Here is a 13,830-nt window from a genome sequence, read left to right on the forward strand (position 1 = left end):
TTAATAATTACTTAGGCAATTTTTCAAGATTTGCCTTAGTTTCTTCCTTTTGCTTGTTGCATTCAGCCAATTTGCGGTTAATGGTCTGAATTTCAGATTCGAGTTGTGCTTTTTGATCTCTCAGACTGTTAGCCTCTGCTTCGAGTGATTTTACTTCATCACGCAATGCATTGAGTTCAGCAATCTGAGCTTCACTTAAACCACCACAACCTGCAATCAGCGCCATGCTGACAAACAGAACAGCAGCGAGGACAGGAGTCCTGAAGTTTTTAAGTAGGCTCATATGAAACCTCCGATTATTTATGAATAAGATATTAATTGATTAAGATTTAGATAAAAGTCAACTACCTCTAGTTTACCAAGTAGTGTAAAATTTAGGATTCTTATATAACGAAAGCATTGAAAATATTCAAGAAATATTAAGTTTTTATTTTAAAAAAGCCTTTTTTCGACAAAACTAGTATATCTTTCTCCAGCAATAATTACATGGTCAAAAATCGGTATCTCCAATATCTTTCCAGATTCTACAAGCTTTTTTGTTATTCTTATATCCTCATTACTTGGTTCCGGGTTTCCACTCGGGTGGTTGTGAATTAAAATTATACTTGCTGAATTATTATCTATTGCAACTTTAAAAATTTCACGCGGATGCACAACACTCGAATTCAGATTTCCCACTGAAATTGTTTCGTACTTTATTACTTTATTCGCAGAATTTAAACATACAACAATGAACTGCTCTTTCACTTCATCTCTTAGAATTGGTATAAAAACATCTGCAATATCCTGAGGTGAAGTTATTTTTTTATCTGAACGCCACTTTGACTGGGATAAAATTCTTCGGCTCAATTCAAAAGCTGCAGCCAGAGTTGCGGCTTTGTCATTACCTATACCGCTGATGTTTGTAAGTGATTGAACTGTGCGGGTTGCAAGAAGAGATAAATTTTTTTCACTATTAATCAAGTCTCTTGATATCTCTAAAACCGACTTCCCTTTCTTGCCTGTTCTAAGCAGAATGGCAATCAGCTCTGCATCAGAAAGATTTTGCGCTCCCCTCAGCAACAGCTTCTCCCTGGGACGATCATCAAGGGGGAGCTCTTTGACAGTAAGCTTTTTCCCATTGTTATTATTCATCATTGGTTAAGTCTGAATTTGTCAATTAATTCAAAGATACCATCTCTGTATCGGATAATATTTAAGAATCTGTTTACTCTTCTTTCATCGAATGAAATATTATTTCGTAAACCGCTGCTGACCATTCCCGATGACATCTTTTCTACAAGATTTTTTCTGCCCTGACCACTATTCCTGTAAGCAGTGAGTAAAAATTTTGCAGCATCATAGCCATAAAGAGCATTTCGATTTACATCTTTACCTGTTATGGAAATAAACTGCTCATTAAAATTCTGATACGTTTCTGAAGTAAAGTCAACAAAGTAATCCGATTCAAAAACAAGATTGTTACTTATGCCCGGGACTGTTTCAAATCCCTTTGCTGTGAACCAATCCTGGTTACCGAACAAAGGTATCTTAATATAATATTTAGCCATTTCAGATAATAGCAGAGGAGTGATTGAATTATCTGATAACGGAATATATATTCCTTCAATTACGAGAGAGTCGCTGTAAATTTTTGAAACCGGTGTACTGAAGTTTGAATACTCATTACTGAATGATTCTTTTCTGATAATTCTACCTCCAAGCTTTTCAAATTCATCAATGAATGATGCAGCAAGAATTGGTGAGTAGCTGTCAATAGAATTTAGAACAGATATATTCCGTCTATTTTCAACGTAATAGATGTACTGTGCCATCACTCTTCCTCTAACGGAGAATGATGGATTTGCCTGAAAGAAGTTATGACTGATGCTTGTCAAATCGTCATCAGTTGCAGTTGGTGAAATTATCGGAATGTCGTAATCATCGAATTCATCAAGAGCTGCGCGCACTTCGTTACTAAAGATCGGACCAATGACAGCAACAAGCGAATTGAGTTCAACAAATTCATCTTTTATTTTTTTTATTTGCTGAATATCTTTTTTTGTATCACGGATTATCAATCCAACTTTTTCATCTCTTGTTTTATTAAATTCATCAACTGCGAACTTTATTCCTTCAAGAATTTCGGCAGCAGGTTGTGATTCATATTCCTCAAACTGATTAATTTCAAGAGGAAGCATTACTCCAATTATAGTTGTTGCAGGCTGGATATTTTCTACTGAACTATCAACTAATTTTTTTGCTTCAGAATATTCCTCAGATTCAGGATAGTCACTTATAATTTGCTCAAAAGCATTTTTTGAGCTATATGAATTTCCAGTTCTCAGATAATATTTTCCTTTTTGAAGAAGGATAAATGTTCTAATCTTATCACTGGTGAATGATGAATTTATTCGATCAAGCTGGATGTCATTTAAATATTTGGCAGCAATACCCTCTCCAATCTTTCTTGCTTTTTGTTCAGATAAAGAAGATGTTGTTTTATCAATAACATTTAAAACTTCTTTAAATGCATTGTAATAGTTGGCAATTTCCAGATTGTACTTAACCAGAAGGAACCGGATTTCATCCGTATATGAACTGGAAGAATAATTCAGCAGAAATTGATCTGCCGTATACTTGAACTGATTCAGCTGACTTAATTCAAGTTGTATTTTTGCTTTGAAAAATTCTGAAGCTGTGGTTTTTGAATTGTATTTATAATCTGATAATATTTTTTTAAAACCTTCCAAAGCTTCATCATTTTTACCTGAATTATATAACGCAATAGAATTATCAAATAGATTCTTTATCTGCTCATCTTCTTGTTGAGCTGATGCGAAGTGAAATTCAAAAGCTATGAATAGCATAACAATAAAAAATATTTTAAGGCGGCTATTTATCATCAGTTAAAATATAGTTTTCGAAAAGTAAAATCATTCCCATTCAATTGTTGCCGGAGGTTTCGAACTGATATCATACACTACCCTGTTTACGCCTCTAACCTTGTTTATTATTTTATTTGAAACGGAAGATAGAAAATCATGTTCAAAAGGAAACCAGTCAGCAGTCATCCCATCGACGGAAGTTACTGCCCGCAAAGAGAGCACAAATTCATACGTTCTTGCGTCGCCCATAACACCTACAGAACTCACAGGAAGTAATACTGTGAATGCTTGCCAGATGCTGTTATATAATCCTGCTTCTTTAATTGATGTAATATATATATCATCAGCCTCGCGGATAATATCAAGTTTGTCCCTTGTGATTTCACCTAAAACTCTGACACCAAGACCCGGACCCGGGAACGGATGCCGATTTATAAATTCAGATGGAATGTTCAGGCTTTTGCCGACACTTCTAACTTCGTCTTTAAACAACTCACGAAAAGGTTCAACTAATTTAAGATGCATTTTCTCAGGAAGTCCGCCAACGTTGTGGTGAGTCTTAATCGTTGCTGATGCTCCTTTGACTGACACTGACTCGATTACATCGGGATAAAGTGTTCCCTGAACGAGGAACTCAGCATCCTTATATTTTTTTGCTTCTTCTTCAAATACTTCAATAAACGTATTGCCGATTATCTTTCTTTTCTTTTCAGGATCTGTGACACCTTTGAGGTTTGTAAGAAACTTTTCTGACGCATCTACATGTTTATGATTCAGTTTTAGTTTCTCTTCAAATAATCTTCCAATCTTTTCACTTTCATTTTTACGCATCAATCCATTATCAATATGAATGCAAATTAAATTTTCGCCAATGGCTTTTCTTACCAGAACTGCTGCCACAGTGGAATCTACTCCGCCGCTGAGCGCACATATTGCTTTCGAGCTTCCGATAGTTGATTTAATTTTTTCAAGCTGGTATTCAATAAAATTCTGCGATGTCCAATCTCCTTTACACTTACAAATTTCAAACAGGAAATTGCTGATAATTTTTTGTCCTTCTTCGGTGTGTACAACCTCAGGATGAAATTGAAGACCATAATATTTTTTTGATGGATTTGAAATCGCACAAATCGGGGAATGATCCGATTCACCAATGACTTTAAATCCTTTTGGCAATTCAGTTAAATAATCGCCGTGACTCATCCAGACAACAGACGCATCTTCAACACCGCCTAGTATATCTGTGTTATCGGTAATTCGCAATATTGATTTACCATACTCACGGTCAGCTGCCGGCTCAACTTTTCCTCCAAAGTTTTTACAGATAATCTGAAGGCCGTAACAAACTCCAAGAAAAGGTACTTTAAGACTGAATATTTGAGGATCAATATCCGGTGCTGATTCATCATAAACACTCATTGGTCCGCCAGACAGGATTATTCCTTTTGGATTCAAATCTTTTACCTGCTCGAATGAAATTGTATGAGGATGTATCTCGGAATAAACGTTGACTTCTCTCACCCGGCGGGCAATAAGCTGTGTGTACTGTGAACCGAAGTCAATAATTAAAATTAAGTCTCGTTGTTTCATTAACCTTAAAATAAATATTTTATTAAAAATAAAAACCCGCTATTCACGGGTTTATAAAAAAAATATATTAATCAGCTTAGCAGAAACTATTGCCCGATCAAACTTTTATAAGCATTTGAATCAAGCAGATCATTGAGGTCTGGAGGATTTGAAATTTCTGCTTTGATCATCCAGCCTTCACCGTAAGGATCAGAGTTTACAAGTTCAGGAGAGTCGGAAAGTTTTTTATTGATTTCAATTACTTTACCGCTGAAGGGTGCAAAAATATCACTGACAGTTTTCACTGCTTCGATTGTGCCTAATGAATTGCCCTTGGTAATCTCCTTTAGATCAGGATCAATATCTAAAAAGACAACATCGCCGAGTTCACCCTGCGCATAATCAGTTACTCCAAGAATACCAATGTTTCCTTCAACACGAACCCACTCGTGATCATTAGTGTATTTTAAATTTTCAGGTATTTTCATTTTTCCCTCTAACTAAATTTTATGAATATAAGTAGTACTAAAATTTCTCTAGAAAACTTGTATCAAAATTACCGCTCATAAACCTTGGATCTTCCAATACTTTCAAATGAAATGGAATGGTAGTTTTTATTCCTTCTACAATGAATTCGTTCAATGCACGTTTTGCCCGCATTATCGCATAATGCCTGTCGGTACCCCAGACAATAAGCTTCGCAATCAAAGAGTCATAGTAAGGTGGAATTGAGTATGATTGATAGATGTGCGAATCTAATCTGATACCAAAGCCTCCTGGAAAATGCAGAGAGGTAATCTTTCCCGGTGATGGTCTGAAATTATTATCCGGATCTTCTGCATTTATTCTGAATTCAATTGCATGACCATGTGGTTTTTTAGGTTTTGCTTCTATCTCTTCTCCAGCTGCAACTAGGATTTGCTGCCTGACGAGCTCAACATCATAGACAAACTCAGTCACAGGATGTTCAACTTGTATCCTGGTGTTCATCTCCATAAAATAAAAGTTCTTATGCTTGTCGAGAAGAAATTCAATAGTTCCTGCGCCTTCATAATTAACTGAATGAGCCCCTCTTATCGCTGCTTCTCCCATCTTTTTTCGAAGTTCCTCATCAACAGCAGGTGAAGGTGATTCTTCTATCAATTTCTGATGTCTGCGCTGAATTGAACAGTCTCTTTCCCCATAGTGGTATACATTTCCATGCTGATCTCCAAGAATCTGGATTTCAATATGTCTTGGATTCTCAATAAATTTTTCAATGTAAACATCACCATTAGCAAAAGCTGCTTCGGCTTCGGTTCGTGCGGTTTGGAAAGCCTTTTGAAAATCAGCTTCTTCCCAAACTATTCTCATTCCTTTTCCGCCGCCACCTGCGGAAGCTTTAATAATAACAGGGAAACCTATTTCTTTTGCAAGCTCTTTTGCCCTTTCAACATTATCTATAACTCCATCGCTGCCAGGAATTACAGGAACCTGATTCTTTTTCATAGTGTTTTTAGCAAAAGCTTTATCTCCCATTGAACGGATCATGTCAGGAGAAGGTCCAATAAATTTAATATTTGATTCCTGACATATTTCGGAGAAGCTGGCATTCTCTGCAAGAAAACCATACCCGGGATGAATGGCATCAGCACCTGTAACCTGGGCGGCAGAAATAATCGATGGTATTTTCAGATAGCTATCCTTACCGAAAGGAGGGCCGATGCATACTGCTTCATCAGCAAAAGTGACATGTAGTGAATCCCGATCCGCTTCAGAATAAACAGCGACTGTTTTAATCCCCATCTCTTTGCAAGTACGGATTACACGGAGAGCAATTTCGCCGCGATTGGCGATTAGAATTTTATTAAACAAGGTTTATCCTGATATTAGTAATACTAAGTCAGCTCAATTAAAAACAGTGGTTGATTATATTCAACAGGTTTACCGTTCTCAACCAGAATCTTGACGACCTTTCCATTAACATCCGACTCAATTTCATTCATTAGTTTCATTGCTTCGACGATGCACAAAACACTGCCGGGTGAAACAACTGAGCCGACCTGAACATAGGAATCAGCATCCGGAGCAGGTGCTCTGTAAAACGTACCAACAATCGGTGACCTGATTTCGTGAAGATTGGCTGATGTAATCTCAGCTTCAGTTGTTTGCTTTGTGGTTTCACCTGTAGGTAAAGATGTTTGCATCACAGGCTGAGCAGAAGCAACAGGAATTTGAGCTTGAGTGATTACCTGTGCATTCCTGATTTTCTTTGCAATCTTAATCTTTAAATCACCTTCTTCAATTTCCAAATCTGTAACACCACTGGTGTCAACAATCTTTACGAGTTTTTTAATTAAATCAAGATCCATTTTCAGCCTCTGTTTTTAAGATTTAACTCTTTCTGAATATTCTCCTGTTCGTGTATCTACTTTGAGTACATCACCTTCATTTATGAACAAGGGAACGTTAATTTGAGCACCTGTTTCCAGCTTTGCAGATTTTAGCGCACCGGTTGCAGTATCGCCTTTAAAGCCGGGTTCAGTTTCAATTACTTTTAAATTTATGAAAATTGGTATTTCAACCGATATGATATCAGATCCATTAGAAACAACTTCAACTTCTTCGCTTTCTTTCAGGAATTTTATTCCATCACTGAATAATTCCCTGGCAATATTAATCTGCTCATAAGTTTCATTATCCATACAAACCAGAGAATCACCTTCCGAAAAAAGGTATTGGTATTTTCTTCTTTCGACACGGACAGTTTCGACTTTCTCACCCGCTCTGAACGTATTTTCTAAAACCTTTCCATTCCTTAAATTTTTTAAAGTCGAACGAACAAACGCACCGCCTTTTCCGGGCTTTACGTGCTGGAATTCAACAATGCTGTAAAGATCACTTTTGAATTTAATAATTAAACCGTTTCTGAAATCTGAAGTATCTGCCATAATAGTTTAGATATAAGAGTACCGTAAGTTCTGTTTATAATAAAATGCTGTTAAGAATAAAGAAATCTGACACTGCTAAGTTAACCAAAGAAAATTTATTATTCCGACAAAATGCCAATGTGAATCAATAAATCATCGAAAGATATTTATCAACATCTCTGAAAGCGAGTGACGTTGCATAATCTTCTTTGATTGTATTAAAAACTATTCTGGCTTCTTCCTTCTCGCCTGCTTTCAGGAAATTAATTCCTGCATTGAGCAGATAATCCGGGTTTTGCGAATTAACCGGTGATTTTTTAGATGCTTTTAGAAACAAATCTGCAGCTCTTTCAAATTCATTCTTGCTTGCGTAATAACCTGCCTGACCGGCAAGTGCAGCAGCCTCAAAGTAATCAATACTTCCGCCGTAATCGGAATAATATTTTATCGCTTCTTCATAGTTACCTAGGAATGCATAAGAATTTGCAAGATATATTTTTGCTGTTTCTCCGTTCTCGGTACCGCCATATTCTTCAACAAGTTTTTTTAAACCAATCAGGTTGGTTCCCTGCTTACCTTCAATTGCTTCAAGATAAGATCCCTGATCATACAAAGGCATTATGCGAGAAAGTTCTAATCCGGCTTTTTCGTTGCTTTGTGATTTCTGATTGATGTAGAAATATGCTGCTGCTGCAACAACCACAAGTACACCAGCATAAAGCATAATCTTGCTTTTATATTTTTCAAAGAATTCAATTGTTGATTCATAAAGATCAAGTAAAGTATCTTTTTTTATTTCTTTCTTTGATAATTTTTTCTTTTTCTGTAACATTAATTCATCCTTCAGTTAACTACTATTTTGATTAAAAAACCCTGCAAAAATAATACTTTTGCAGACAACCTGCCATTAATTTTAGTACGCCCAGGAGGACTTGAACCTCCAACCTTTGGAACCGGAATCCAACGTTCTATCCAGTTGAACTATGGGCGCATTAAATGCCGATTCTTATGTGATTTGTGAATAGCCAGGCTTTATTTTGATAATAAACTTCAACCCTGTAAGCACCCGGTCTTTTTACTTCAAAATCAGCTTTTTCAGCCTGGAATTCGGCTATCTCCTTTCCGTTTCTGATCAACTTTATATCAGCATTTTGAACCGGTAAAACTATGGATAATGTCACTTTTTCAGAAGAAGTAATAGTATCTCCCATATAAAATTTCTTTTTACCTGCTTTAGCAAAAAATTGAAATCCCTTGGAATTTGCATGATAATCGTTCGCTATGAATGATCTTCCGTAAGCCAGTGCTTCATAGATCGCTGATTTAGATTTTGATATCTTTTGTTTGGTATTTCCTTTTACCAGTGGTTCAGGTAGAAATAAATGAATGTGTATCGATTTAAATAAAACTTTGTAAGGGAAAATTTCCACTTCAAAAAATCCAAAAAGACTCTGCTTGTGTGCGTGAGCATCAACTCCACCAATTCCAACTACTTTTCTTTTTAAATTTAACTCATCCCAGAGTTTAAGTGTTTCAGGCGGCGGAGCTACTATCGATCTCAACGGATGCAGAAACGAAGTATACTTGTTCTGTTCAGTGAGATTTTCCATCCATTCTGACATATGATTCCAAATTTCAATTCCATCAAAATCTTCAATTGTCCAGTCGACCCAAGGGTACGGTGGATGTTCCTTTATATGATTTCTTTTTTCATGTGGATGAGCAAGGAACCCGATACCACCTGCTTCTTTTACTTTCCTAACATACTCTTTTGCTGAGAGACGAGTTGAATATGCCTGCTCAATTCCAAAAGCAAGATAATGATTTTTATTTTCCCTGTCATTTATTTCACAACCGATCAGGCAGAGAGTTTTGCCGTACCATTTCTCAAAACCTTCCTGTAAGCCGCGTAACGTGTTGTGATCGGTAATCATAAGAAAATCGAGATCCGATTCCTCAGCAAATTTCGCTATCTCAGGAATTTCACCGGTTCCATCTGAAAAAAGCGAATGTATATGTGCAACACCAACGTATTCAATCATAGAAATTATAATGAATTCACTTCAGAAAAGTTAATTAAGAATTTGTTATGAGGAAAATTAGGAAAATTGGATGCAACGCTATCTATACTAAGATCATCATTTCCTGAAATATTAACCAGACTTAATGATTTTTAGAATTATGCGCTTATAATGAACCCTTACACATTATTGTTTAATTCAGCAAAAGTGGAATATTTAGTTGAATGCTCAACAGTCATTCCGCTGATTTTGTTTATAAGAATATTTATTCTCTCATCCGTATCATCTTCAAAATTTTCAAAGGTTTCTTCAGAAACGAATATATATTGTTCCTGGAAGCGGTTTGCTTTTCCTTTGACTTCGTAAACCGAATAACTCTCCAAACCTTCAGCTTTTATTAAGGTTTTTAATTCCTTTATAGTTCTTAAATATTCTTCTCTTTTATCTTGCTGAATTTCGTAATTAATTGTGAACAATACTTTCGACATTTAGACTCCTTAAATTAAAGGTTCATTTCACCGGTAAATACAATTTTTGCAGGACCAGTGAGTGACAGTTTTTTTACTTTTGAATTTTCTACCTCAAAATTTACTAATAATTTTTCTTTTGATTTAGGAATAATTTGAATAGGGACGGTTAATTTTTTATTAACAAACGATATTAATGCAGCTGCAACCGAACCAGTTCCGCAAGCTAAAGTTTCGGCTTCCACTCCTCTTTCGTAAGTTCTTATATGAACAATTCCATCCTTAACCTCAACAAAGTTTACATTCGTGCCGTCCGGTGAAAATTCCGGTAAATATCTAATTTCCTTTCCTATCGATTCAATCGGTACAGAATCCAGTGTTTGAAACAGTCCTTCACTTTCGTTTATATCGATCACAACGTGCGGAGAACCGGTATCAGCAAAATGTGCATTTAAGAGTCTTCCGGCTGCTTTTATTTTGAAGTTATACTTTATTTTCTTTGGGGGGTTTAAATAAAATTTTACTTCTGAATTATTGAGGACTTCTCCTTTGTATTCAACTTCGTTGGAAATGAATTTTGCACCAGCATCATTCAGCCTCCCTGTTTCTGACGCATAAAAGACTGCACATCGTGCACCATTTGCACATAAGCTTCCAGTTGATCCATCAGCATTAAAATAATTCATTACAAAATTATGTTCCGATGCATCTGAAATAACGATAAGCCCATCTGATCCGATTCCATTTCGCCGGTCGCAAAGAAGCTGAACTAATTTTGTAGATACATCAAAATCCCGGTTGAGTTTTTTATCGACAATTACAAAATCGTTTCCTGCGCCGCTCATCTTTGTGAAAATAATCTTTTTCATATAACTATGAAATTTAACCGATGAGCTAGTAGCAAGCAATGAAATAATTGCGAAAAAATATTTCCCCGAAAGAATAGAGATGAGGAAGACTTATAAAAAGCTTCCTCAAAAAAAATCAAGCAGTATATGTTCTCATCATTGTAGCTACTTCCTGAGCTTGCTTGGTATTGTATTCGAATGCAAGTTTCTTATGATTGATCAGGTCAACGATTGTTCCGATCAGGCAAAGGCCACCGGTAAGTAAGTACAGAATTCCAAGACCAATCTGTCCTAAAACAAATCTTTGGACTCCTGCAATACCAAGAAATCCTATCAAGGTAAACAGAAGCATATTGCTAGGATCTTTTCGTCTTGACATATATGACATCGCAAACTGCTGAGCCTGGTTATCGCTCATATCTTTTATTAACATCTGTACAAAAGCCATTTCGTCTGCTTCAAGACTTGGCATTAATTGAAATGCATTAGGCATATCTCCTCCAATTATTTTTGATGATATTGATTATTCTAAGTGTTAAGACTGTCAGTGCAAAAATTCCTAAAGGATGTGCATGGAATGAAGAAACAAAATCACCCTTGAACAAATAGGATATCGAATTGCCTAATCCGCATCCGGGACAAAATTCAATTCCGAGATTAGCTAAAGGACAGATTGTAAAATGTGATTTACCCGGTGAATGAATGAATGCGAGATATAATAAACCGACTATCCATACTAAAGCTTCAAATCCTAACAATGACCAGATCTTGAAAAATTTACTAGTGAATAAATTCGAATTCTTCTTTTCAGAAATAATATTTTCTTGAACTGTTAACAATTTCCATCTAAAGATTATGAATTTCTTTTGGAAACTTAGATAATCAATTCTGTTTTAACAATTGGTGATTGATGAATGGTATGATTCTGTCGGTGAATTAAGAAGTAATGTTAATATGATTAGCTGACTTCGTCTGATAAAGACTTTGCTGGTGAAGGCTTCATTTTTCGTTTTACTCTCCGAAGGAGTCCTTCGGATAAAACGAAGCCTGGTGGAGGTGCGGGGAGTCGAACCCCGGTCCGAAATTAAGATCCAAAGAACATCTACATACATAGTCTGTTTCTTTTTGACTTTAAGCTGCCAAACAGACAAAGATCACTTAAAGTCTGCCTGCTGTTTAATTCGCTTCATCTCCGCAGACAAAAGACTCAGCTATTCTACCTAAACGGCGTTCTTCCAAACCCCGGTAAAATAGAGAAAGGAGAACGAGCTACGTTTTATTTACGCAGCTAAGGCGTAATTATATTCGCCAGTTATTGTTTGTTCCCAATTTTTTAACGTGTCTTCGGGGAACACGGTACGCAGTTCTAAGCCTCTTTAATCCCGTCGAAACCAAAATTTCACCCCCAATTGGGGAAATGCAAGAATCCAAAAATTAAATCACAAATAATTACGATTTTGGATTCCAGATAGTATCAGGATAGTTTGAGACCTTATTCTCAAAACGTGAAAGAACAAAAAACAAATCCGATAATCTGTTAAGAAACATAACAATATTATCTCCGATAGTCACTGAATTTTTTAGTGCCACAACTTCCCTTTCGGCACGTCTGCAAACAGTTCTGCATATATGAAGCAAAGCTGAACTTTTAGATCCGCCGGGAAGAATAAAGTTCCGGAGTTCTTCGAGTTGAGCATCATATTTATCAATCATTTTTTCAATCTCTTTATAAAATGATTCCGGCGTCCGCTGAATATTCAACTTAGCATTTTTTTCAGTTTCGGGAGTAGCTAAATCAGATCCGATCGTAAAAAGATAATTCTGAATCAAGGAAAGATTTTCTTTAACACCGGGATCTTTGACTTCAGTAATCGCATAGCCAATAAAAGAGTTTAACTCATCGATTGTTCCATATGCTGAAATGCGGAGTGAGTCTTTGCTGACACGTTCACCGCCAAATAATCCGGTTTCACCTTTGTCCCCGGTTTTGGTGTATATTTTCATTTTAGAAAAGGCAGAGATTGAACTTCTGATTTAACAATTTTATTATCAGAAAGTTTCAGGGAGATTTGTGTTCCGTGAGTTGAATGAGAGTTTCTAATATAAGCAAGTGCAATTGGTGATTTTAGTCTATGTGATGTTGCGAAAGAAGTAAGTTTCCCGATATCTTCTCCATTGTATTCAATAACCATATTGCCGTTATTAAATTCAATTGGTTCATTTAATTTAAGACCAACAAGTTTTTTTTGGACCTTATTGTATGTCTGTAGTCTTGCTATTACTTCCTGTCCTATATAACATCCTTTATTAAAATCAATAATCTCTTCAAGTCCTGCTTCAAGAGGGTTGAATTCATCACTTAGTTCATTTGGAGCAACAGGTATTCCGTATTCAATTCTATAAATATTATAAACTTCTTCACCAACCAGATTAAAATTGAACACACCTTTATTTTCCTGCATATAATTGATCAGACGTTTTGAGTTTTCAAAATCTGCAAGGAACCAGAATTTGTTCTTTCCTCTTTCGCCAGGAATTTTTATCAGGAAGAAAAGAATATTTTCTGTGTGAATAATTTTAAAAGAATTAGGCTGGATCTCATTAACAATATTTCCGCAGATGAGAGTTGCGAACGACTCGGCTTGAGGACCAGTCAATTCAAGCAAGTTATATTTTAAATTTGCATCATTAACCTGAACATCATCACTGATAACATATTTTCTGATCCAGCTCATAACTTTTTGTTTAGTGATACGATCACAAACCAGCAGCTGGTAATTATCAAAATTCATTATAGTGGTTAATCCAATTATTCTTCCCTTTTCAGTAGTGAATATGGTTTTCTTAACACCTTCTTTCGGAAGATCCTTTACACTATTGGTCCCAATCCTGTGAACTAAATCCAGAGCATCATTTCCCTTCAACTCAATTATGCCTTCATGAGAAATGCTTCGGAGCGCAACACCATTGTAAAGAGAATCAAGCTCTGCTTCAACATTTGTGAATCGGTTAATCACGCGGTAACCATCGATCTGAAATGAGGAAAATCCCATTGATTCAAAGTATTCAATTAAGAGCGTATTTTTTTCGTCAGTAATAAACATTAAAATTGGTTGCTAAGGGTTAATTTTAGGTTTCTTAGTAAATCA

Annotated in this window: 16 protein-coding genes, 1 tRNA gene and 1 other RNA gene; all 18 read right to left on the bottom strand. The window is 36.0% G+C overall.

The features are described from left to right. Positions 1-7: 7 nt before the first annotated feature. The 18 genes from IPM14_09290 to IPM14_09375 all read right to left on the bottom strand — a co-directional run bounded on the left by IPM14_09290 (position 8) and on the right by IPM14_09375 (position 13,785). Positions 8-283, bottom strand: coding sequence for a hypothetical protein (locus tag IPM14_09290; GenBank protein ID MBK9098289.1), 276 nt, complete (start codon positions 281-283; stop codon positions 8-10). Between the two features lie 149 nt (positions 284-432). Beyond that, positions 433-1,134 carry a DNA repair protein RadC gene (gene radC / locus IPM14_09295; protein ID MBK9098290.1) on the bottom strand — a complete coding sequence of 234 codons (702 nt, stop codon included), beginning with the start codon at positions 1,132-1,134 and terminating at the stop codon, positions 433-435. Beyond that, entirely contained in the window at positions 1,134-2,885 is a 1,752-nt protein-coding gene (locus tag IPM14_09300; protein ID MBK9098291.1) for an ABC transporter substrate-binding protein, read from the bottom strand. The genes radC and IPM14_09300 overlap by 1 nt, the downstream gene beginning before the upstream one ends. Positions 2,886-2,915: 30 nt before the next feature. Next, positions 2,916-4,457, bottom strand: a complete 1,542-nt coding sequence (guaA, locus tag IPM14_09305; protein MBK9098292.1) for a glutamine-hydrolyzing GMP synthase — start codon at positions 4,455-4,457, stop codon at positions 2,916-2,918. A gap of 86 nt (positions 4,458-4,543) precedes the next feature. Further along, positions 4,544-4,924, bottom strand: a complete 381-nt coding sequence (gcvH, locus tag IPM14_09310; GenBank protein ID MBK9098293.1) for a glycine cleavage system protein GcvH — start codon at positions 4,922-4,924, stop codon at positions 4,544-4,546. A gap of 37 nt (positions 4,925-4,961) precedes the next feature. After that, a complete protein-coding gene (gene accC / locus IPM14_09315; protein ID MBK9098294.1) occupies positions 4,962-6,290 on the bottom strand; it encodes an acetyl-CoA carboxylase biotin carboxylase subunit in 1,329 nt (442 codons plus the stop codon). 23 nt (positions 6,291-6,313) lie between these two features. Beyond that, positions 6,314-6,787, bottom strand: coding sequence for an acetyl-CoA carboxylase biotin carboxyl carrier protein (accB, locus tag IPM14_09320; GenBank protein ID MBK9098295.1), 474 nt, complete (start codon positions 6,785-6,787; stop codon positions 6,314-6,316). Positions 6,788-6,802: 15 nt separating this feature from the next. Then, positions 6,803-7,366 (bottom strand): elongation factor P, encoded by a 564-nt coding sequence (gene efp, locus IPM14_09325; protein ID MBK9098296.1) that lies wholly within the window; start codon positions 7,364-7,366, stop codon positions 6,803-6,805. A gap of 124 nt (positions 7,367-7,490) precedes the next feature. Continuing rightward, positions 7,491-8,177 carry a tetratricopeptide repeat protein gene (locus IPM14_09330; GenBank protein MBK9098297.1) on the bottom strand — a complete coding sequence of 229 codons (687 nt, stop codon included), beginning with the start codon at positions 8,175-8,177 and terminating at the stop codon, positions 7,491-7,493. 85 nt (positions 8,178-8,262) lie between these two features. Then, positions 8,263-8,336, bottom strand: a tRNA-Arg gene (locus IPM14_09335). 1 nt (position 8,337) lies between these two features. Then, the gene (locus IPM14_09340; GenBank protein ID MBK9098298.1) at positions 8,338-9,387 is read right to left on the bottom strand and encodes a CehA/McbA family metallohydrolase; all 1,050 of its coding nucleotides are present in this window, start codon (positions 9,385-9,387) and stop codon (positions 8,338-8,340) included. A gap of 158 nt (positions 9,388-9,545) precedes the next feature. Then, positions 9,546-9,854: a hypothetical protein gene (locus IPM14_09345; GenBank protein ID MBK9098299.1), complete on the bottom strand. Its 309-nt coding sequence runs from the start codon at positions 9,852-9,854 to the stop codon at positions 9,546-9,548. A gap of 14 nt (positions 9,855-9,868) precedes the next feature. Further along, positions 9,869-10,702 (bottom strand): diaminopimelate epimerase, encoded by an 834-nt coding sequence (locus IPM14_09350; protein MBK9098300.1) that lies wholly within the window; start codon positions 10,700-10,702, stop codon positions 9,869-9,871. A 115-nt stretch (positions 10,703-10,817) separates the two neighbouring features. After that, on the bottom strand, positions 10,818-11,174 hold the full coding sequence (locus IPM14_09355; protein MBK9098301.1) for a TM2 domain-containing protein: 357 nt from the start codon (positions 11,172-11,174) through the stop codon (positions 10,818-10,820). After that, on the bottom strand, positions 11,167-11,448 hold the full coding sequence (locus IPM14_09360) for a DUF2752 domain-containing protein (GenBank protein MBK9098302.1): 282 nt from the start codon (positions 11,446-11,448) through the stop codon (positions 11,167-11,169). Before IPM14_09360 ends, IPM14_09355 begins: the two co-directional genes overlap by 8 nt. Before the next feature lie 281 nt (positions 11,449-11,729). Continuing rightward, positions 11,730-12,088, bottom strand: a transfer-messenger RNA (tmRNA) gene (gene ssrA, locus IPM14_09365). A 42-nt stretch (positions 12,089-12,130) separates the two neighbouring features. Further along, on the bottom strand, positions 12,131-12,685 hold the full coding sequence (locus tag IPM14_09370; GenBank protein ID MBK9098303.1) for a cob(I)yrinic acid a,c-diamide adenosyltransferase: 555 nt from the start codon (positions 12,683-12,685) through the stop codon (positions 12,131-12,133). Next, the gene (locus IPM14_09375; GenBank protein MBK9098304.1) at positions 12,682-13,785 is read right to left on the bottom strand and encodes an aminomethyl transferase family protein; all 1,104 of its coding nucleotides are present in this window, start codon (positions 13,783-13,785) and stop codon (positions 12,682-12,684) included. The genes IPM14_09370 and IPM14_09375 overlap by 4 nt, the downstream gene beginning before the upstream one ends. Between the last annotated feature and the right edge of the window lie 45 nt (positions 13,786-13,830).

The organism is bacterium, from assembly GCA_016716565.1.
GTDB lineage: Bacteria > Bacteroidota > Ignavibacteria > Ignavibacteriales > Ignavibacteriaceae > IGN2.

Coding starts and splice junctions, on each gene's coding strand:
- IPM14_09290 (MBK9098289.1), bottom strand. CDS start 283: ATGAGCCTACTTAAAAACTTCAGGACTCCTGTCCTCGCTGCTGTTCTG.
- radC (MBK9098290.1), bottom strand. CDS start 1,134: ATGAATAATAACAATGGGAAAAAGCTTACTGTCAAAGAGCTCCCCCTT.
- IPM14_09300 (MBK9098291.1), bottom strand. CDS start 2,885: ATGATAAATAGCCGCCTTAAAATATTTTTTATTGTTATGCTATTCATA.
- guaA (MBK9098292.1), bottom strand. CDS start 4,457: ATGAAACAACGAGACTTAATTTTAATTATTGACTTCGGTTCACAGTAC.
- gcvH (MBK9098293.1), bottom strand. CDS start 4,924: ATGAAAATACCTGAAAATTTAAAATACACTAATGATCACGAGTGGGTT.
- accB (MBK9098295.1), bottom strand. CDS start 6,787: ATGGATCTTGATTTAATTAAAAAACTCGTAAAGATTGTTGACACCAGT.
- efp (MBK9098296.1), bottom strand. CDS start 7,366: ATGGCAGATACTTCAGATTTCAGAAACGGTTTAATTATTAAATTCAAA.
- IPM14_09330 (MBK9098297.1), bottom strand. CDS start 8,177: ATGTTACAGAAAAAGAAAAAATTATCAAAGAAAGAAATAAAAAAAGAT.
- IPM14_09340 (MBK9098298.1), bottom strand. CDS start 9,387: ATGATTGAATACGTTGGTGTTGCACATATACATTCGCTTTTTTCAGAT.
- IPM14_09345 (MBK9098299.1), bottom strand. CDS start 9,854: ATGTCGAAAGTATTGTTCACAATTAATTACGAAATTCAGCAAGATAAA.
- IPM14_09350 (MBK9098300.1), bottom strand. CDS start 10,702: ATGAAAAAGATTATTTTCACAAAGATGAGCGGCGCAGGAAACGATTTT.
- IPM14_09355 (MBK9098301.1), bottom strand. CDS start 11,174: ATGCCTAATGCATTTCAATTAATGCCAAGTCTTGAAGCAGACGAAATG.
- IPM14_09370 (MBK9098303.1), bottom strand. CDS start 12,685: ATGAAAATATACACCAAAACCGGGGACAAAGGTGAAACCGGATTATTT.
- IPM14_09375 (MBK9098304.1), bottom strand. CDS start 13,785: ATGTTTATTACTGACGAAAAAAATACGCTCTTAATTGAATACTTTGAA.